17 protein-coding genes are annotated in these 19,118 nt (G+C 58.8%); 2 read left to right on the plus strand and 15 right to left on the minus strand.

The genetic code is table 11. From position 1 onward, the window contains the following. The first annotated feature begins 5 nt into the window (after positions 1 to 5). A complete protein-coding gene (locus tag J0X15_RS07370) occupies positions 6 to 2,120 on the plus strand; it encodes a 4Fe-4S dicluster domain-containing protein (RefSeq protein WP_206939377.1) in 2,115 nt (704 codons plus the stop codon). Between the two features lie 41 nt (positions 2,121 to 2,161). On the opposite strand, the gene J0X15_RS07375 is transcribed toward J0X15_RS07370, so the two are convergent. The 15 genes from J0X15_RS07375 to apbC form a co-directional block, all read right to left on the minus strand. Then, positions 2,162 to 3,388, minus strand: a complete 1,227-nt coding sequence (locus J0X15_RS07375; RefSeq protein ID WP_206939379.1) for a multidrug effflux MFS transporter — start codon at positions 3,386 to 3,388, stop codon at positions 2,162 to 2,164. Next, complete coding sequence (locus J0X15_RS07380; protein WP_209015168.1) at positions 3,378 to 4,403, minus strand: DMT family transporter; 1,026 nt, start codon at positions 4,401 to 4,403, stop codon at positions 3,378 to 3,380. Before J0X15_RS07380 ends, J0X15_RS07375 begins: the two co-directional genes overlap by 11 nt. A gap of 141 nt (positions 4,404 to 4,544) precedes the next feature. Further along, positions 4,545 to 5,558, minus strand: a complete 1,014-nt coding sequence (locus J0X15_RS07385) for a DUF6352 family protein (protein ID WP_206939381.1) — start codon at positions 5,556 to 5,558, stop codon at positions 4,545 to 4,547. Then, the gene (locus J0X15_RS07390; protein ID WP_206939383.1) at positions 5,558 to 6,052 is read right to left on the minus strand and encodes a DUF6505 family protein; all 495 of its coding nucleotides are present in this window, start codon (positions 6,050 to 6,052) and stop codon (positions 5,558 to 5,560) included. Before J0X15_RS07390 ends, J0X15_RS07385 begins: the two co-directional genes overlap by 1 nt. A 4-nt stretch (positions 6,053 to 6,056) precedes the next feature. After that, positions 6,057 to 6,827, minus strand: a complete 771-nt coding sequence (locus J0X15_RS07395) for a biotin/lipoate--protein ligase family protein (protein WP_206939385.1) — start codon at positions 6,825 to 6,827, stop codon at positions 6,057 to 6,059. A 48-nt stretch (positions 6,828 to 6,875) separates the two neighbouring features. Beyond that, a complete protein-coding gene (locus J0X15_RS07400; protein ID WP_206940157.1) occupies positions 6,876 to 7,067 on the minus strand; it encodes a DUF6494 family protein in 192 nt (63 codons plus the stop codon). 124 nt (positions 7,068 to 7,191) lie between these two features. Continuing rightward, on the minus strand, positions 7,192 to 7,365 hold the full coding sequence (locus J0X15_RS07405) for a hypothetical protein (protein ID WP_206939387.1): 174 nt from the start codon (positions 7,363 to 7,365) through the stop codon (positions 7,192 to 7,194). Further along, positions 7,362 to 8,792, minus strand: coding sequence for a c-type cytochrome (locus tag J0X15_RS07410; protein WP_206939389.1), 1,431 nt, complete (start codon positions 8,790 to 8,792; stop codon positions 7,362 to 7,364). Before J0X15_RS07410 ends, J0X15_RS07405 begins: the two co-directional genes overlap by 4 nt. A gap of 13 nt (positions 8,793 to 8,805) precedes the next feature. Continuing rightward, entirely contained in the window at positions 8,806 to 9,963 is a 1,158-nt protein-coding gene (locus tag J0X15_RS07415) for a formate dehydrogenase subunit gamma (protein ID WP_206939391.1), read from the minus strand. Between the two features lie 38 nt (positions 9,964 to 10,001). After that, positions 10,002 to 10,208, minus strand: a complete 207-nt coding sequence (locus tag J0X15_RS07420; RefSeq protein WP_206939393.1) for a hypothetical protein — start codon at positions 10,206 to 10,208, stop codon at positions 10,002 to 10,004. A 215-nt stretch (positions 10,209 to 10,423) separates the two neighbouring features. Then, positions 10,424 to 11,023, minus strand: coding sequence for a formate dehydrogenase FDH3 subunit beta (gene fdh3B / locus J0X15_RS07425; RefSeq protein ID WP_206939395.1), 600 nt, complete (start codon positions 11,021 to 11,023; stop codon positions 10,424 to 10,426). Between the two features lie 15 nt (positions 11,024 to 11,038). Beyond that, positions 11,039 to 14,026 (minus strand): formate dehydrogenase subunit alpha, encoded by a 2,988-nt coding sequence (locus tag J0X15_RS07430; RefSeq protein WP_206939396.1) that lies wholly within the window; start codon positions 14,024 to 14,026, stop codon positions 11,039 to 11,041. Positions 14,027 to 14,205: 179 nt separating this feature from the next. After that, positions 14,206 to 14,412, minus strand: a complete 207-nt coding sequence (locus tag J0X15_RS07435) for a twin-arginine translocation signal domain-containing protein (protein ID WP_206939397.1) — start codon at positions 14,410 to 14,412, stop codon at positions 14,206 to 14,208. Positions 14,413 to 14,454: 42 nt separating this feature from the next. Further along, positions 14,455 to 15,054: a TorD/DmsD family molecular chaperone gene (locus tag J0X15_RS07440; RefSeq protein ID WP_209015169.1), complete on the minus strand. Its 600-nt coding sequence runs from the start codon at positions 15,052 to 15,054 to the stop codon at positions 14,455 to 14,457. 506 nt (positions 15,055 to 15,560) lie between these two features. After that, positions 15,561 to 16,775, minus strand: a complete 1,215-nt coding sequence (apbC, locus tag J0X15_RS07445) for an iron-sulfur cluster carrier protein ApbC (RefSeq protein WP_206939399.1) — start codon at positions 16,773 to 16,775, stop codon at positions 15,561 to 15,563. Between the two features lie 347 nt (positions 16,776 to 17,122). Here apbC and J0X15_RS07450 point away from each other — a divergent pair, with 347 nt between their 5' ends. Continuing rightward, positions 17,123 to 19,102 (plus strand): bifunctional 2',3'-cyclic-nucleotide 2'-phosphodiesterase/3'-nucleotidase, encoded by a 1,980-nt coding sequence (locus J0X15_RS07450; RefSeq protein ID WP_206939400.1) that lies wholly within the window; start codon positions 17,123 to 17,125, stop codon positions 19,100 to 19,102. Positions 19,103 to 19,118: the final 16 nt, after the last annotated feature.

Consider the following 19,118-nt stretch of genomic DNA (forward strand, 5'->3'; position numbering starts at 1 on the left):
AATACATGCCAGCTCAGACAAACGCCCGCATTCTCCTGTGTTCCTGCTTCAAGACAATGGACCTCGGCAAAACAGCCGAAGCCATGGCGGAACAACTGGCTGCCCCTCTTTGCTCCCAGCTTTGTCGTGATGAAGTCCCCACATTCGAAGCCGCCCTGAAGGGTGACGGCCCGTTGATGGTTGCCTGTACCCAAGAGGCCCCGCTGTTTGCCGAGATCGCAGACGATGCCGACGAAGGCGCGAAGGTCAGCTTCGTAAACATCCGCGAACAGGCAGGCTGGACCCATGATGGCGGAGACATTTCGCCAAAGGTTCAGGCTTTGATCGCCGAAGCGCAGCAAGCGGCACGCTCAACCCCCGCCCACCTGCAGGAAATCGTTTCCGATGGCATGTGCCTTGTCTATGGTGCCGGCCAGGCCGCGCTGGATGCGGCCATTGCACTGGAAGAGAGCCTGTCCGTCACTCTGGTTCTGACCAGCTGGGATGATGTGCTTCTGCCATCCGTCCTGCCCTTCCCCATTTTTGCTGGTCGCCTACGCCGCCTAAACGGAGCACTGGGGCGGTTCGACGTGGTGATGGATGCCTATGCGCCGATGCTGCCATCTTCCCGCAGTCAGCCGGAGTTTGGCCTGACCCGAGACGGCGCCAAAGCCTCCTGTTCCGTCGTGGTCGATCTGTCGGGTGCCTCCGCGCCTCTGACAGGACCCGAGCGACGTGATGGCTATCTACGTGCTGATCCGCGTGACGCTGCTGCCATCGCCAAACTGGTCAATGAAGCATCAGAGCTAACGGGCACCTTCGAAAAGCCTGTCTACGTGTCTTATGACGCTGATATCTGTGCCCATTCCCATGCAGGCAAAACCGGGTGTTCGCGATGTCTCGATGCCTGTCCAGCGGGGGCTATCACCTCGACTGGCGAGGAAGTTTCCATCGACACCGGCATTTGCGGTGGCTGCGGAAATTGTGCCGCCACTTGCCCGACCGGTGCCATTTCCTATCGCTACCCGAACCGCTCTGACCACCTGTCGCGGCTGGAGCGTCTGCTGAGTGCCTATGACGATGCTGGCGGTGTTGCGCCGGTTGTTCTCGTCCACGGTGGCGAGCACGGCAGCCAGATCATTGGAGCGATGGCGCGCCTTGGTCAGGGATTGCCTGCTCATGTCTTGCCCTTCGCTGAACATTCGGTCAGCGGCTTTGGACATGAAGCCATTCTCAGTGCCTTTTCTGCCGGTGCGCGCGGGCTGATCTTCCTTGCCGACCCGCGCCAGCAGGATGCTCTCGCGACACTGGAACAAGAAGTGGCGCTGGCCAGCGAACTTCTTTCCGGTCTCGGCTATGACATGACGAACCGACTGCCCATCCTCACCAGCAGCGACCCGGATGCCTTGGAGCAGGTCGTTGCGGGACAGGCACCTGCCGCCTTGGTCCAAACGGTCAAGCGGATCGCCCCGGTCGGCAGTAAGCGGGATATCGTTCGCCTGGCCGTCAGCAACTTCAAGCAGGAAGCCCCGGTTCCAAGCGAGACGATCGCTCTGTCCGAAGGCGCGCCTTATGGCCGAATTTCAATTGATGCAGAGGGCTGTACGCTTTGTCTCTCCTGTGTCTCGGCGTGCCCGGCGGGCGCTCTTGCCGACAATCCGGACCGGCCCGAGGTCAGCTTCATTGAAACCGCCTGTGTTCAGTGCGGCCTTTGCCAGACCACCTGTCCCGAAAGCGTCATCGCGCTGGAGCCGCGCTACAACCTGCAGCTTGAAGCCGTGCGTCCCGTCGTCCTTCACCGCGAGGAGCCGGCAACCTGCGTCTCTTGCGGAGAACCCTTCGGCACTGCTTCGACCATCAACCGGATTAAGGAAAAGTTGGCCGGCAAACACTCTATGTTCCGCTCGGAAGCCCAATCGGCCTTGATAGAGATGTGTGACGATTGCCGGATCAAGACCCAGGCCGAGATGGGGACATTTCAAACGTCTGCCCAAGGCACTGCGTCGGCAGGTGCCAATCCGTTCCTTGGGGATCTGGCCGCAAAAGGTGCAGCACCCCGCCCCAGGATCCGGACCACGGATGACTATCTTGAGGCGGATCGTCAGGGACTGAGCATGGATGACTTCCTGAAAGAGAGCTGAGCCACTCAAAGGGCGGCTCAGCCCATCAGATCGCATTGTTCTCAGCGCGGCTCAAGCTGCGCTATCCTGTAGACGCTCACCCAGGTCAACAGCACGCATAGCCCCATGACAATCACCATGGGCCAGGCGCTGTCAGCAAAAGGCGGGCCGGACAGCATGTGGGCGACAAGCGCACTGGAAAGCGCCCCGAGCCCCATTTGCAGGCTGCCGACAAGACCGGACGCGGCACCTGCAAGATCCGGCCGGACGCTCACAGCCCCGGAAATGGCACTGGGCAGGCACAGGCCGTTGCCAAAACCGATAAAGAACATCGGACCGAAAAGCGTCAGCGGGTGATAAAAATCAATCCCTGCAAAAACCGCCAAAGCGATCACCGCGACAACCGGCAGGAATGAGCCAACCATCACCATCCTCAGGCTGCCGATGCGCTGAGCGTATCGGCCAGAGAGAAAGTTGCCCAACATGTAGCCCAGGGCAATGCTCATGAAATACAGGCCCATGACCTGCGCCGACATGGCGAGGCGGCCGGCTGCCAGAAATGGCGTACCTCCGAGATAGGCAAAATAGACCGACGAGGTGAACATCACGGCCAAGGCATAGGACCGGAACAGGGGCTGGCGAACAAGTTCGCGGTAGCTGCCAGCGAGCTTCGGAAGGCTGAAACCCGATGCCCGTTGGTGGTGGGTTTCAGGCAGAAATCGCAGCGCAAGAGTGAGAACCACCAGCCCCATTGTCAGCATGAAATAAAAGCTGCCTTGCCAACCAAAGCCGGTTTGCAGAACGCCACCAATCAGCGGTGCAGACATCGGTCCAACTGCCATGCCCATGGTGACATAACCAAGCATGCTGGCCGCCTTGTCGCGCTCATAGAGATCGCGCACGATGGCCCGGCTCAGCACCAGTCCCGTACAGCCGCCCGCCGCCTGAACCATCCGCGCGACAATCAGAAACTCAACAGAAGGCGCCAGGAGGCAGAGCGTGCTGCCGATGCAGAACAGGACCATTCCGCCAATTGCAACAGGTCGACGGCCGAACCGGTCGGACAGCGGCCCGGTGACGATCTGCGCCAAAGCAACGGAGGCAAAGAACAGCGACATGGTCAGCTGAATCATGCCAGCGGAGGTCTGGAATGAGCGTGCCATAGCCGACATCGACGGCAAATACATATTCATGGAGACCGGAGCGACCATTGACATTGCCACAAGCATCAGGAGTGATGGGCTACGACGACGTGACTGACGATCTGCTTCTAAGGAACTAACGGACATAGGGCCTCTGGTTTGCGGCGTGTTCGGAACGCTCTTCTTGATCAAGCGAGGTTGGTGTAACGGCAACGGTGGCGACGGCCGCAATGGCTGATTGGGACAGAGCCCCGCGTCGGGCCAATCGATGCTCCCGCAGAAAGGTATAGATGCCTGTCGCGGCGATGATGACCATGCCAACGAGCGTCAGCCCATCCGGCACCTCGCCGAAGACCAGGAAGCCCAGGCCCATAGCCCAGAGAACGCTGGAGTATCGGAAGGGTGCAACCAGCGAGATTTCGCCGAGCCGTACAGCGATAATCAGGAAGGAATAACCGCCGACCAGAAGCACCCCAGTAAGGCCAAGAACCACAAGATCCAAAGCCGCGAGTGGCGCCCAGCCACCGATGGTTTGAGGCTCGCCTAGTCCAATAAAGACCGCGCCGAGCAGTGTTACACCGATTGTCGACATCAAGCTGATGCCGAATGTCGGAACGTCGACGGATACCTTACGCGTGGCCAGATCCCGGGCGCCCATCAGGAAAACGCTGGCCAATGCCACCAGGGACCAGGCACTGAAACCCTCGACCCCTGGACGAATTATCAAAAGCACCCCCGACAAGCCGATGAAGATCGCGAGCCAGCGACGCCATCCCACCGGCGCGCCAAGAAACACCGCAGCACCAGCGGTCACCACAAGCGGCAGGATCTGAAGGATCGCAGCCGCATTGGCCACCGGGATGTTCAGCAGCGCATACAGGTAAAGCGCAGCTGCCCCTGTTTCAAACAACGCGCGCAGTAAAACGGCAGGCTGGAGCAAGCGCTTCCAATGGCGGAAAACGCCCGTAACCTGGCAAGCTACAATCAGCAAAGCCACCGCGAAGACGCCACGGATCAGGATAATCTGCCCCAACTGCAGATGACCGGCCTGAAACTTCACCAGGACATCATTGACCATGAAACACGCGTTGGCGGTCAACATGGCTGCAATGGCGCGGCCATTGTCACGGAGATCCACAACCAGCTCCAATTTGTCGCTCAAGAAGCCATAGCCAGCGACGCCTGTAGAACAAACGACGGGCAGCTAGTACGGGACGTGTTGAGGAGCTTTGCCTGCGGGCGCGGCACCATCGTTAGATGGTATTAGTGATACCACGTAGGCCATGCAAGGCCTTCTCGCGCTCTAACTGGCCTGTGCCAACGGCAGGTTGACCAAAAGATTCTGCGGTTTCATTCGCAGGCGATTGTCAGGCCCGACGGCCAGTGCCATCCACACCGGCTTGCCAGCTATATCGGCACGCTGGTCACGCTTGTTGAGGAAGTCGAAGCGGAACAACGCAATCAGCCGCATGGCTTCCTCATCACTCATCGGTGCGCCTTGCCACAAGCTGTTCAGAAGACGCGTTGCCTCCGAATCCAGGCCAACATGCCAGGACCAGCGTTCGTCACGAATCTTCATCACCGGCTGAATACGGCAGTCAACTCCGGTGAAATGGCGTACCCATGCCTCAAGAACCCGCGCAAAGGCATCGGGTCCCGGCTCGGTAAAACGAAAATCCAGAGCCGTATCGAACCGGTCTGACCTGTCCCAGTAAAGCGCCGCATTATCCTCGCCCAGCACATCCAGAGACACCTCGCGCATCGGCGTGCCGCTTTCGCGCAGAAGGGAGCCCAGCCCGCCAAGGCCACCGGTTTCAGAAAGTTGCTCAACGATTTCGGCATCCGCAACCATCACCCGTCCGCCTTCGAACGTGATGGACTGCTCACGGAAGAAAAGCTCGGCCGCGCGCAGCCGCAAGGGATCGTTGCAGTGGCGCAGGATGTTGCGCAGAATCAGATGCACCAGCTGGTCGAGGAACACCGGCGGAATGGAAATCGGAGCCCCCTGAAAAAGGCCAGCATAAGCCGCTTCCACGGTGCCGTGATGCAGCAGATGATCGCGAAAAGCGAGCATGACGCGGTAGTTGTCGACAGCATCGGGGTCAGCAAAGCTGGCCAGATCCGCATCCGAGACCGGCCGCGCCGGATCTGCCATCAGTGCCTCGAAAAGAGCGTGTTCCGCATCGCAGCTCTCTTCCACCGGATGAATTTCCGGCCGCGTCAGATAGGCCCGGATGAGGTCCGGCGTCACATCAAGCCAGCCATGCGCATTGCGGGTCACGAGGTGATAGCCGGCAGACTTCCAAAACTCAGGCATTACTCTTCCTCAACCACGTCCCATATCCGCGCATGGGGCGTTTCCCCCGGCGCTGACACCACCGAGAACTGCTCTCGGATGTTGCCGGTCTCATCAACTTCCCGACGCATCGCCAGAAGGGTGTTCAGCGGCACGTCGGCTGCCAGTTCCAGCGCATAGCTGACCTCGTCCTGAGCGGCCTGACGCGCTGACGACACGTCCGGCGCCCCACAGTCTGACAGGAAATAGCCCGCCAAGCCCTTGCTTGTTGCCTCAACCTCGTCGGGGCGGGCCTCCCCGATGCAGACAAGTGTGGAGAACCCGAAGGAGCCGATGCCGAGAAAGCCGCTGACAAAGGCCTGACGCCCCTTGCCCTTGATGTCAGCCAGCGGGCCATAGGCACCACAGGCAAACACGGCGCTTCCCGGGACGGCCCATTCGTCCGGGAGGGCTGCGCGCGTGAACACATGGGTGTCTGAAGGATCAAAGCGGATGGCTCGCAGAAAATGCGGCATGGGTTCAGGTGTCTTCCCACTGTTGAAGGGTAGCGGCAAGATCAACGAGATCGACAGCGCTGCCCTCCGGTTTCAAAAGCAGATTTCCGGCTTCGTCGAGGCCGAGCAACCGCCCTTTTCGCGGTCCGTCGGGACCCGACACTTCAACTTCCTGCTTGTATCCCTCACACCGAAACAACCAGGCTTCCTGTACGGGCCTGAAACCTTCGCTTTCCCAGCGGTGCAACCAGACGAGAAAATGCCGCGACAGACTTTCAAGACAACCAACCGTGTCGAGTTCCGCAGCCCCTTCGTCCCACAGGCTCGTCACATCCGGCTGCTGGCCCGGTTCGCTGTCGCCCTGCCCTTGCAGGCTGTCTGGCTGCAACGCCAGATCAAGGCCCACGACAAGCCAATCGGGTGCCCCATCATCGTCGACGCTCTGGCTCATGGCCATCCGCGCACCGCCGAGTTTGCCCCGGTTGGCCAGTACAGTTGCTGGCCAAGCCCAGGTAATCCCTATTTCCGGCGGCGCAATGGCGCCAAGCGCATCAGCGGCGGCAACCATCATCACAAACAGCATGTGTCGAGCCTGCTCGGGCTTCACCTCAGGCGCCAGAACCAACCCAAAGGCCAAACGGTCAGCACGTGTAGACCAGAACAGATCGCCGGTATCTGCTTGGTCAGCTGCAGCTGCCTGACCGGCCGCCTCGAACGGATCGTCGGGCGGCACGACCGGACGGCTGTTGAGAAGCGGCGGCAGGATGAGATCGGAAAAAGGTGGAATGGCCGTCATGGGTCCAGTCGGGTAAACAGGCTAGCAGGAAGGGATGAAAATCCGTGCCTAGTCGAGCACGATCTTGCCCTTCACCTCGTGGCTGAAATCCGAGCCCTCAATTGTCAAAGTCACCTTGGCATCCAGCGCACCGCTGTCTAACCCCTGGTCGCGCACAAAGGTCTCGATGGCCTGCTGCGAGGTCACGCCGACCTGCTTGAGGAACTTGCGCAGGGACATATTGAAGCTGTCGTCGTTCATGGTTTTCATCTCGTTCTTTAAAGCTGTCATGCCGCACTGAGGTGCTCTCACAACGCCTGAAGTTCTGATTCAAGTCACTTGCAGATTGATTCAAACCGGCAAGAGAACCCATTGATTTAAAACATCAATGAAGCGCGCCGGTTGGACGCTCCCCCATGCCGGGGCTCAGACGTACCGCATCCGGATTCTGGCTCTGGTACACTCGGGAAGAGGAATAGTCGAACTCCTGGGTCAAGAGAGCCCAGGCGCCTATACCGATCACAGCAGTGACGACAAGGCTGGATAGAAAAGCGGTCATTGATTGGTGTCTCCTGTTGTTCTGTTCTCGACCGAGCCTGGATCAAAAGGCTTTGTTGCCTTCTTCAGAAAGGTCACCAGCGCCTTCCGGTCGTCTGCCGAACGCATCCGCTGCATGGGCATCTTCGAGCCAGGCGTATAGACGTCGGGTCCGTGATCGAAGAGTAGAGCGATCGTCTCCTCCGACCAGATGATATCACTTTTCAGAAGTGCTTCCGAATACGGATAGCCCTTCAGGGTGCCGGCCTCTCGGCCGAAGACGCCATAAAGCGTCGGTCCCGCGCGGTTGCCGCCATCCGGGGTCAATGTGTGGCAGACCGAGCATTTACGAGCAAACTGCAGGGCGCCCGGATCGTCCTCATCTGCCACCTGAAAGCGGCGTGGGTAAGCGACCTCAAGCGGCTCGAACGCCTTGCGCGGCGCCACCTGCCAACGATGTATCGTGTCGTCCAGCCCGGTGTAAAACAAGCTGCTGCCATCCTGCGTGAATGCCAGTCCCCAAACCGGACCATAGGGTGTTTCAAATTGCTCCAGCAGCCGCTGGCTTTCCCGATCGTAAACCCGGATCAGTCCGTCCCCACCGCCGCTGGCGATATGTGCACCATCCGGAGACACAGCCAACGCCAGAACGGGCCGAGAGTGCTGCTTCAGCTGCCCAAGATCAAACCCGGTTTCCGCATCGAGCAGACCCACCGTTCCATCAGCCCCACCGTAGACAAGAGTGCGACCGTCCGTCAGCATCTTCAGCGCGTTGACACCCCACCCCAGTGAAAATATCTCTCGTTCCAAGGTATTGGATGCAAGATCGAAACGACGAACTCCTCCATCCGTGGAAGCGGTAAAGACATGGGTTTCCTCAGGTGAGAAAACAACCGCGTTGACGTTGTTTCGATGGCTCTCAAGACTTGCCACAAGACCAGGCTCATCCGCCCCCAGATCGTAAACCCGTGCCTGGTTTTCCCAACTTGCTACCGCTGCATATCGACCACTGGCAGACACTTCCAGGCTCAAGACCTTTTCTCCCAGGCCTGCAAAGCGGTGAAGAACGTTTCCGGAAGCCAAATCCCATACGATGAGTGAACTGTCATCCGACACGGTTGCTGCTCGATTATCCGGCAAAAACCTGGCGTCATTGACTGCTGCATCGTGACCGATCAGAACCAAAGGCTCGAGGAGCATCCCCGCCTCGCCGCTGTAGATCCACAGCCGGGCAGAGTAATCGAATGATGTGCTGAGCAGTCGTTTTCCGTCCGGGGCAAGCGTGACCGACTTCACCGGCCCGCCATGGCCCTTCAGGTTTTCCGGCCAGACGTTACCAGCAGGGTCGGCAGCCCAGGTCGGTGACATCACGGTGAGGCTTGCGGCTGTCGCGATGACAGCCGCAACCAATGACAATTGGCGCTGCAAGAAGCCTGTGCTGGCGACCATGGCGCGGCCCGGACTATTCCGCCGGCTGGGCGGCGCTGCTGCCCCGCTCGCGACGACTTTCCTTCTCCAGCTCTTCATCAACCCACAGGGCGTGGTGCTCCTTGGCCCAGTTCAAGTCGACTTCGCCAGACCCCATGGCGTCGAAGGCACCTTCCATGCCCAGGGTCCCGATGTAGATGTGAGCGAGGATCACGCAGACCATGAAGATGGCCATGATTGCATGCCAGAGCTGATTGATCTGCTGTTCCTGCAACACGGTCAGGGCTGTCGGCAGCTCCGTGCCAAAGAGCCAGTTGATCTTGTCAAATGTGTCGCCAAAGAAGTGCGTCGTGAAGGGAAAGAGCAGAGCCCACCCGGACAAGGACAGCGACAGGCCACCCAGCATCACGGACCAGAAGATCAGCTTCTGGCCGGCGTTGAATTTCTTCGCAGGCGGATGCAGATTTTTGGAGAACATGCCGCCCGCCTGCAGGATCCATTTGATGTCGGTCCTGTCCGGCAGGTTATGGCGCACCCACATCACGAAGATCATCACCAGTCCGCCCATGAAGGCGAAGGCCAGATAGTTGTGCAGATACTTGCCGATCTGGGTCAGGAAGCCGAAGGCACTGTCGCCGATCAGAGCAGGAAACACATAACGGCCATACAGCACATTAAGCCCCGACAATCCGAGAACGACGAAGGAAATGGCTGTCATCCAGTGGCCGAAGCGCTCGATCCAAGCAAACCGGGTGATCGTCTGGTCAGACTTGCCATGCTCGATACGGATTCGTCCGCGCAGAGCATAAAAAAGACAAAGGCCAATAATCGTCGCCAGAATGGCCCAACTGGCATAAAGCGACAGCGGACCATTGCGGAAGGAACGCCAGGCTTCCCCTTCGGACTGAATGAGCGTGCCGGCTTTCTTGTCAGGAATGGAGACGAATCCCTGGGTGCCGCTGCGGACGGCGCGCCAGTAGTCGGCCTGGGACGTTTCGCCGAGCGCATTGCCTGGGACCTGACCGTCGACAGGGCTGATTGAACTTGCTTCTTCGCCAGTCCGAACGGAGCTTTGGGCGAAGGCATCCGACGTGCCCAGCTCGGCACCGGCCAGAAGCAACACGCCGAAGACGAGCGCAACCGCCAGACGGCGGAGCAAAGTGCGGGTCATATGAGCAGATGCTGCCTGCATGATGTTACCTCCCAGCCGAAAGTCGAAAGCACTCGGCATCAGTTTTGTTGCAGTTGGCCGCGTTGGCGGAGCTCACGAAGGGTTTCGGCGTCGAGAACCTGGTCGTGTTGACCCTCATAGCCGCCTTTTTCCAGTTTGATCTGGCGGTGCTCTTCGCTGTCACGGCAAGCGGACAGACCCACGACAAGGCTTGCCGCGATCAGGAGTGTTCTTGCCACTCGCCCATTGAAACTGAGGCTCGTCATCTCTTGAATTCCTAACCAGTGAATGAACCGTCATGCGTTGCAAGCCCGCCTGCCGGCCCATTTCCCAACTTGGAGACCTGGTTCACGGCAGGGTTCGATTTGGTTTCCCGCTGCACGCCTTGCGGAAGCGGGAAACGGAGACGCCCTGAAAAGGGTGCCTCCGTTTCGCTCTCGTCGTGGAAGATGGGGCCTTCCACGAACCTCATCTTGTGAGCCTAGAGGCTGCCAGCTTTCTGTTCGTAAGCCGTGCCCCAACCCCAGGCGCCGGATCCAAAGCCACGGGCGACAACGCGCTCGCGGTAGATCGCGGAGACCACATCCCCGTCGCCGGCCAAAAGCGCCTTCGTGGAGCACATCTCAGCGCAGAGCGGCAACTTGCCTTCCGCCAGACGGTTGCGGCCATACTTCTGGAACTCGATGGAAGACATGTCTTCTTCCGGGCCACCGGCACAGAATGTACACTTGTCCATTTTCCCACGGGAACCGAAGTTGCCAGCCTGCGGATACTGCGGCGCGCCAAAAGGACAAGCGTAGAAGCAGTAGCCACAGCCGATGCACAGATCCTTCGAGTGCAACACCACGCCCTCATCGGACTGGTAGAAGCAATCAACCGGACAGACGGCCATGCAAGGCGCGTCGGAACAGTGCATGCAGGCGACTGAAATGGAGCGCTCGCCTGGCTTGCCGTCGTTGATCGTCACAACGCGGCGGCGATTGATGCCCCACGGCACCTCGTGCTCGTTCTTGCAAGCGGTGACACAAGCGTTGCACTCAATGCAGCGTTCGGCGTCACAGAGGAATTTCATACGTGCCATTTTTTCTCTCCTCTCTTACGCGCGCTCGACCCGGCAAAGTGTTGCCTTGGTCTCCTGCATCTGCGTCACGCTGTCATAGCCGTAGGTCTGGGCCGTGTTGGTTGATTCACCCAGGACATACGGGTCGGCACCTGACGGGTACTTATCGCGAAGATCCTTGCCCTCGTAGAACCCACCGAAGTGGAAGGGCATGAAGGTTACACCGCGTCCGACACGCTCGGTGACCATCGCCATGACCTTTACCTTGCCGCCTTCCGGACCGTAGACCCAGACCATCGCACCATCGCGAACGCCAAGATCGTTGGCATCGGCAGTGTTGATCTCGATGAACATGTCCTGCTGCAGTTCGGCCAGCCACGGGTTGGACCGGGTTTCGTCGCCGCCACCTTCGTATTCAACCAGACGACCTGAAGTCAGGATCATCGGGAAGTCCTTGGAGAAATCCTTCTCCTGGATCGACTTGTAGGCCGTTGGCACACGCCAGAAGGTCTTGTCGTCGTAGGTGGCGTAATCTTCGAGAAGATCGCGACGGTTGGTGTAAAGCGGCTCGCGATGCAGCGGTACCGGATCCGGGAAGGTCCAGACCACGGCACGTGCCTTGGCGTTGCCGAAAGGCGCACAACCGTGCTTGATGGCCACGCGCTGGATGCCGCCGGAAAGGTCGGTTTTCCAGTTCACGCCGCCGATCTTCTTTTCCCAATCGGACGGATACGGACCCTGCTGTGACTGCTCGCCGACTTCCTCGGTGTTGCCTTCTTCTCGAACGTAGCCGGCGACCTTTTCGATGGATGCCCGCTCTTCGGGGCTCAGATCCTTGTCCCAGCCAAGCTTTTCAAGCATGGCCATCGTGAACTCGGGATAGCCATCCTCGATTTCCGAACCGACCGGATAGCTGCCTTCAGCAAGCAGGTTCTCACCATTGCGCTCCACACCATAACGTGCACGGAAGCACAGGCCGCCTTCGGCCACCGGCAAGGACGGATCGTAGAGGTTTGCCGTTCCCGGATGCTTCATTTCCGGGGTGCCCCAGGCCGGCCATGGCAGACCGTAGAAGTCGCCATCGCACGGACCACCATTCGCCCGCAAGGATGTGCGATCGAAGGTATGCTGGTTTTCCATGTGGAGCTTCATGCGCTCCGGAGACTGACCAGTATAGCCAATGGTCCACATGCCGCGGTTGAATTCGCGGGTCACGTCTTCGACCAGAGGCTCTTCGCCGTTGATTTCGATGTTCTTGAACATCTCGTCTGCGAAGCCGAACTTCTTGGCGAACTTGTACATGATCGTGTGGTCCGGAAGGCTCTCAAAGAGAGGCTCGACCACTTTCTCACGCCACTGCAGTGACCGGTTGGATGCGGTGACAGAACCGTAGGTTTCGAACTGTGTCGAAGCCGGCAGCAGGTAGACGCCGTCCTTGCGATCAGAAAGCACGGCAGACACGGTCGGATAAGGATCGATGACCACCAGGGTCTCGAGCTTTTCCATCGCGACCTTCATGTCCGGCAGACGGGTCTGGGAGTTCGGAGCATGACCCCAGAATACCATGACCTTGGTGTTGTGCGGCTGCTGCAGGTTGTCTTCGTCTTCGAGGACACCGTCGATCCAGCGGGACACCGGAATGCCCTTCTGGTTGATCATCGGAACGTCTTCGCCGTCAGCACCCTTCATCGAAACGAAGCGACCACGAAGATAGTCGTTGTCAACCTCCCAGACGCGGCTCCAGTGAGCCCAGGCACCGTCGGACAGACCGTAGTAGCCCGGCAGGGTATCGGCCAGAACGCCAAGATCTGTCGCGCCCTGAACGTTGTCATGGCCGCGGAAGATGTTGGTGCCGCCGCCAGCCTTGCCCATGTTGCCAAGGGCGAGCTGCAGGATGCAGTAGGCGCGGGTGTTGTTGTTGCCGTTGGAGTGCTGAGTGCCGCCCATGCACCAGATCACCGTGCCCGGACGGTTGTTGGCAAGTGTGCGAGCAACGCGCTTGAGCTGCGAGCCCGGAACACCGGTAACATTCTCGACTTCTTCGGGCGTCCATTTCGCGACTTCGTCACGGATCTGGTCCATGCCCCAAACACGCTGGCGGATGAATTCCTTGTCTTCCCAGCTGTTTTCAAAGATGTGCCACAGGATACCCCAGACCAAAGCAACGTCGGTACCCGGACGGAACCGGACATACTCGCTGGCGTGGGCCGCCGTACGGGTGAAACGCGGATCACAAACGATCAACGGCGCGTTGTTCTCTTCCTTCGCCTTTAGAAGGTGCATCAGGGAAACCGGATGCGCTTCAGCCGGATTTCCGCCGATGAGGAAGATCGCGCGGGACTTGTGGATGTCGTTGTAGGAGTTTGTCATCGCGCCATAGCCCCAGGTGTTTGCAACACCTGCAACTGTGGTCGAGTGGCAAATACGGGCCTGGTGATCGACATTGTTCGTGCCCCAGAAGGCAGCGAACTTACGCATCAGATAGGCCTGTTCATTGGAATGCTTGGCGGAGCCGAGCCAGTAGACGCTGTCCGGACCGAAGTCTTCGCGAACCTGGGTCATCTTATCGCCGAGTTCGTCGATCGCCTGCTCCCAGGACAAACGCTCCCATTTTCCGCCGACGAGCTTCATCGGGTACTTGAGGCGACGTTCACCATGAGCATGCTCACGAACCGACGCCCCCTTGGCGCAATGGGAGCCAAGGTTGAACGGACTATCGAAGCCCGGCTCCTGACCGACCCAGACACCATCCTTGACTTCCGCCAGAACGGTACAGCCGACCGAGCAGTGTGTACAAACAGACTTCTTGATTTCCACCTTGCCAGCAGAAGCGGCCTGAGCCTGAGCCTTTTGAACCATTCCACCGCCCGACAGCGCGGATACAGCAGCCACGCCACCAGCAGCAAGACCGGAGCGCCGCAAGAAGGTGCGCCGATCCATCGTCGCCATTGCGGCTCCAGACAGCGCAGAGGCCAACCGACCTGAAGCCTGGCGGGCCATACGGCTCGTCTTTTTCCTGAGCATATTTCTCTCCCTCAGTACGGGACCGAACAGCCTCGATAGAGCGGCGGCTTGTGTGCCTGTGCCCTCGTGCGCCAATCCCCTGATATGCCGGCCCCCGTCTGTGCGTCCACGGGGCCCTTTATAAGTTCCGGATCATTTCCCGAGCGCCCTCTCACCAGCACCCGCAAAAACCCGTATTCCTAGAAGCGTGCGGTCTCGTAGACCTTTTTCACGTGGTCAGTTTCCCGGTACCCGACAGCCGTCTCGGACTGCACTTCAGTAGCGACCGCTTCTCCGGCAACAAGCGTCGCCCCGCTGGCCAACGTGCCCAGTCCGGCAAGCTTCAGAAAGCCCCGACGATCTGATCCTTCGTTCGGGGAAGCTGGCGTTTTCCGTTTGTCTGTCATGCCTTGCTCCTGCGTTTTAACGCTTCACATTCAAGTACCGGCTTAACCGGCCATTCCAAACGCTTCTGTTTCAAGCGCCACCAAAACACCGCCCAAAGCCCCAACCGCCGCATAAAATGCGCTGGTGTTCTGAGCCGTCAGATCCTTGAAGAAATGCGGGGCCCAAGAGGCGATATGACAGGTGAAAAACTTTTCCTGGATCGGAAGGGTTGCCGGCTCGCCAAAAGCGCCGGTAATCAGACCTTCCATACATTGCAGAAGAGCTGCAATGTGATCCTCAGGCTCCTTGACCGTGTCGGCCCGGGCAATTCCGAGAACGCCCATGTCAGCACGCAATTCCGCTAGCGGCTTCTCATTCAAGAAGCCCGTCAGGTAAAAGCTGCCGTAAGGCACGAGTTCCCCCCGCCCAAGGCCGATAAAGAGCGCGTTATACTCATCTTTCAAGGAGTTGACGTTTGCGGATTGCGCGGCTTCACTCAATGACTTCAGCGCGAGACCCATCTCGGTTTCATCAGCCGTCAGCGCGCGCAATACATCCATATCGCCAGCACTTGGCGGAGCCTGCAATAGCCGGCCCACAAAACCATAAATCACCGCACGATCCGCATCTTCCGGTGCGATGGCGTGCGTTTGGGACGTCATTTGCGACATTCCAGCCTCTCCTTCGCGTACATGATCACCGCATTCTAAGAGGACATCAAATTAAACCTATAGTGCAACGCACTATAAAGTGCATAAAACTGATTTTAAAACACATCTTTCTTAATTAAAGAAAATTTCACGCATAAAAGATCAATAAATCATATTAGTTTAGCGAAAACCTCATATTTTAAGAATGGAATTTCTCTTTTGATTCCTTGTAGGTAACGCCATTCCTGAAGCAGCCTGAGCAACTCTTGGGCGACTTTTCGCCTTTTTGCCGGCCGAAGCGAAAATAACCGCCCCAAAGCTCTGAAGAAGGAGCAAATGCCGCAGTGCAGCAATCCGCCAAACCCCTTAAAGACCTATGCATGAAATGAAAAACTGAAGCCATATTTCCACTTTCTGGAAAAACAAAAAAGCCGGCCCCCATTCGGGAACCGGCTTCTTGATTTAGGGCAGCCTCAACAACGCATTGTCGTCACATACACCGCCATCATCGCCTCTGCTTATTCGAAGACAATATTCGGCGCGGTCTTTTCACCAGTTTCCGCGTAACGCTCGATCTCGGCCATCACCTTGGAAGCAATGTCACGGTAGATCTGTGCGTGCTGGCTATCAGGCGCAGAGACGACGATCGGTGTTCCGTTGTCGGAGTTCTCACGAATGGCGATGTCCAATGGCACTTCGCCGAGGAAAGGCACTCCGAGCTTTTCCGCTTCCTTGCGGGCGCCACCATGCCCAAAGATATCGTGACGGCCGCCACAACCCGGACAGATGAAGTAGCTCATGTTCTCGACAATCCCGAGAACCGGCACATCGACCCGGCGGAACATGTTCAAACCCTTGCGGGCATCAATCAGCGCCAGATCTTGCGGCGTGGAGACAATAACCGCCCCCGCCAATGGCACCTGCTGAGCCATTGTCAGCTGAGCATCGCCGGTTCCCGGTGGCATATCGACGACCAGAACGTCGAGTTCGCCCCAAGCCACCTCCCGCAGCATCTGGGTTAGCGCCGAAATCACCATCGGGCCGCGCCAGATCATCGGCGTATCCTCTTCCACCATGAAGCCCATCGACATCACCTTGATGCCATAGCCTTCCAACGGCTTCAGAACCCGGCCAGACACTGGCTCCGGCCGACCGGAAACCTGAAACAGACGCGGTATCGACGGACCATAGATATCCGCATCCAAAACCCCCACCTTGAGGCCGTTGGCCTGCAAGCCCAGCGCCAGATTGGTCGTCGTGGTCGATTTCCCGACCCCTCCCTTGCCCGAGGCAACGGCGATAATGCGTTTGACGCCTGGAACGCCGGGCTTGGCAGTGGCCTGCTCCTGTGGCGGATGGCCGCCACGCCCCTGCATCGGCGGCGGCACTGCTGCGGCCTGAGCCGGGGTCGGTGCCGGGCGAACGGGAGAAGCGCCGGATGGTGCTGCGGGCGGAGTTGGCGCAGGCGATGGGGCGCCAGGCATCTTTTCAGCCGTCAGGGCCACCATGGCCGCCTCAACGCCGTCCACTTCGCGCACGACCTTTTCTGCCGCCTGACGCAGTGGCTCCAATTCCTGGGCACGATGGGCAGGAACAGTAATGGAAAAGGCCACTCGCCCATCGGACACGAAGATGTCCGATATCAGCTTCAGGGACACGAGATCTCCCTCAAGATCCGGCCCCTTGACCTTGGAAAGCTGCTCCAGCACCGCCTGTTTGATTGCTTCGCTCATAAATATTCCTGTTTTGCGTCCCAGCCAGGTGCGTTCTCTGGCTGTCAGATTCCGTGCGCCTAACGTAGTCACCTTCTGTCTCGGGTCAATCGGGCCATAACGCCACCCCCGCATGTTGTCCGTCATTTCCCTCGCTTTATGCGATCTTAATGCGGAGGATATGGAATGCCATCGCCACATTGTCGGACTATTTATTTCCCTATTACAGGCAATTGGTGCCAACGCTGCCGTACCAATTGACAAGCTTGTCATAGAAGCCTGAAATCATCTCTCAGACAGACAATGCAATAGGATTAAGGCTGGCCCCTCATCTTCACGCTGCCAACTCGCACTTTTGGAGACCCCTGATGATCACATATCTCAAGAACGGCGTATCGCGCCGCATGTTGCTCAAAGGCGCGGCGGCTGCCGGGATTACTGCTGCTCTCCATCCGTATTCCGTGCTGGCCAAGGAAGGCACAGCCCACCTGCGGCTGATGGAAACCACCGACCTGCACGTTCATGTGTTTCCCTATGACTATTATGCCGACCGCCCGACCGATACCGCAGGCCTGGCGCGCACGGCCACGCTGATCCGCCAAATCCGCGACGAGGCCACCAATTCGATGCTTGTCGACAACGGAGACTTCCTGCAGGGCAATCCACTCGGCGACTACATTGCCTATGAGCGCGGCATGAAGGACGGCGACCTGCATCCGGTGATCAAGGGCATGAATGTGCTCGGCTTCGATGCAGGTACACTTGGCAACCATGAGTTCAACTACGGCCTGGAGTTCATGCAGAAGGTTCTGGCCGGTGCCAATTTCCCAATGGTCTGTGCCAATCTCGCCTCCGGCAAACTGGCCAGCAATCCGCGCGATGACGCCTTCCTGCTCGATCCCTATTTAATCGTTGAAAAGACTGTCATGGACGGTGCAGGCAAAAGCTATCCGATCAAGATCGGGTTTGTCGGTTTCGTCCCGCCGCAGATCATGAACTGGGACCGAGGCCATCTGGAAGGCAATGTGCAGACCCGTGGCATCGTCGAAGCGGCCAAGGCCATCGTACCGGAAATGAAGGAGAAAGGCTGCGACCTGATCGTCGCTCTTTCCCACTCCGGCATCGACGCTTCCAGCCATCAGGATGGCATGGAAAACGCCTCCCTGCATCTGGCCAGCGTAGATGGCATCGATGCGGTCTTTACCGGGCATCAGCATCAGGTGTTTCCGGGCCCGTCGTATGAAGGTCTACCAGGCGTCGACGTGAAAAAAGGGACGCTCTTCGGCAAACCGGCGGCGATGGGCGGCTTCTGGGGCTCGCATCTGGGGGTCATCGACCTGATGCTCGAGCGTGGCGGCGGGTCCTGGCGGATTGCCGGGTTCACCACCGAAGCCCGCCCAATCTACGAAAAGGAAGGACGGGAGGTCACGCCTCTGGTGCACAGCCAGGAAGACGTTCTGGCCGCCGTTCAGGCAGACCATGACGCGACACTGGCCTATGTCCGCCGCCCGGTCGGCGAGACCTCCGCGCCGCTGCATTCCTATTTTGCGCTGGTCGCCGACGACCCGAGCGTACAGATCGTTTCCAAGGCACAGCTCTGGTACATCGGCGACATGATGAAGGAGACGGAGTGGGAGGGCCTGCCGATCCTTTCTGCCGCAGCCCCGTTCAAGGCCGGCGGCCGCGGCGGTCCGGACTATTACACCGATGTGCCGGTCGGCGCCGTCGCCATCAAGAACGTCTCGGATCTCTATCTCTATCCCAACACCGTGCGTGCGGTGAAGGTCAGCGGAGCCACGGTCAAGGAATGGCTGGAACGCTCTGCCGGGATTTTCCTGCAGATCGAGCCCGGGGCCCAGGATGCGCCGCTGATCAACCCGGAGTTCCCAAGTTACAATTTCGATGTGATCGACGGCGTGACCTACAAGATCGACCTGAGCCAGCCATCGAAATACGGCGCCAAGGGCGAGGTGCTTGATCCGCAGGCCAGCCGCATCATCGACCTCCAGTTCGATGGTGCCCCTGTTGATCCGTCTCAGGACTTCATCGTTGCCACCAACAACTACCGCGCCGGCGGTGGCGGCAACTTCCCCGGCATCAGCGACGAAGTGGTGATTTTCGTCGCCCCCGACACCAACCGCGATGTTCTGGTGCGCTATATCGTCGATCAGGGAACTATCAATCCCTCGGCCGACGCCAACTGGACCTTCAAGCCGATGGACGGCACCTCCGTGCTGTTCGACACAGGTCCGCGCGGCAAGGAGCACCTGAACGATGTGAAAGGCGTTGACATTGTCGCGGCCGGCGATGGCGACGACGGCTTTGCACGGTATCGCATCTCCCTCTGAGAGCAGAAATGCGCGG

It is taken from the genome of Roseibium limicola (genome assembly GCF_017313085.1).
In the GTDB taxonomy this organism is placed as follows: Bacteria; Pseudomonadota; Alphaproteobacteria; order Rhizobiales; family Stappiaceae; genus Roseibium; species Roseibium limicola.

What these genes read in the sequence shown, in the direction of transcription:
- J0X15_RS07370 (WP_206939377.1), top strand. Translation starts at nt 6, where the DNA reads ATGCCAGCTCAGACAAACGCCCGCATTCTCCTGTGTTCCTGCTTCAAG.
- J0X15_RS07375 (WP_206939379.1), bottom strand. Translation starts at nt 3,388, where the DNA reads ATGTCCGTTAGTTCCTTAGAAGCAGATCGTCAGTCACGTCGTCGTAGC.
- J0X15_RS07385 (WP_206939381.1), bottom strand. Translation starts at nt 5,558, where the DNA reads ATGCCTGAGTTTTGGAAGTCTGCCGGCTATCACCTCGTGACCCGCAAT.
- J0X15_RS07390 (WP_206939383.1), bottom strand. Translation starts at nt 6,052, where the DNA reads ATGCCGCATTTTCTGCGAGCCATCCGCTTTGATCCTTCAGACACCCAT.
- J0X15_RS07395 (WP_206939385.1), bottom strand. Translation starts at nt 6,827, where the DNA reads ATGACGGCCATTCCACCTTTTTCCGATCTCATCCTGCCGCCGCTTCTC.
- J0X15_RS07400 (WP_206940157.1), bottom strand. Translation starts at nt 7,067, where the DNA reads ATGAACGACGACAGCTTCAATATGTCCCTGCGCAAGTTCCTCAAGCAG.
- J0X15_RS07405 (WP_206939387.1), bottom strand. Translation starts at nt 7,365, where the DNA reads ATGACCGCTTTTCTATCCAGCCTTGTCGTCACTGCTGTGATCGGTATA.
- J0X15_RS07410 (WP_206939389.1), bottom strand. Translation starts at nt 8,792, where the DNA reads ATGGTCGCCAGCACAGGCTTCTTGCAGCGCCAATTGTCATTGGTTGCG.
- J0X15_RS07415 (WP_206939391.1), bottom strand. Translation starts at nt 9,963, where the DNA reads ATGCAGGCAGCATCTGCTCATATGACCCGCACTTTGCTCCGCCGTCTG.
- J0X15_RS07420 (WP_206939393.1), bottom strand. Translation starts at nt 10,208, where the DNA reads ATGACGAGCCTCAGTTTCAATGGGCGAGTGGCAAGAACACTCCTGATC.
- fdh3B (WP_206939395.1), bottom strand. Translation starts at nt 11,023, where the DNA reads ATGGCACGTATGAAATTCCTCTGTGACGCCGAACGCTGCATTGAGTGC.
- J0X15_RS07430 (WP_206939396.1), bottom strand. Translation starts at nt 14,026, where the DNA reads ATGCTCAGGAAAAAGACGAGCCGTATGGCCCGCCAGGCTTCAGGTCGG.
- J0X15_RS07435 (WP_206939397.1), bottom strand. Translation starts at nt 14,412, where the DNA reads ATGACAGACAAACGGAAAACGCCAGCTTCCCCGAACGAAGGATCAGAT.
- J0X15_RS07440 (WP_209015169.1), bottom strand. Translation starts at nt 15,054, where the DNA reads ATGACGTCCCAAACGCACGCCATCGCACCGGAAGATGCGGATCGTGCG.
- apbC (WP_206939399.1), bottom strand. Translation starts at nt 16,775, where the DNA reads ATGAGCGAAGCAATCAAACAGGCGGTGCTGGAGCAGCTTTCCAAGGTC.
- J0X15_RS07450 (WP_206939400.1), top strand. Translation starts at nt 17,123, where the DNA reads ATGATCACATATCTCAAGAACGGCGTATCGCGCCGCATGTTGCTCAAA.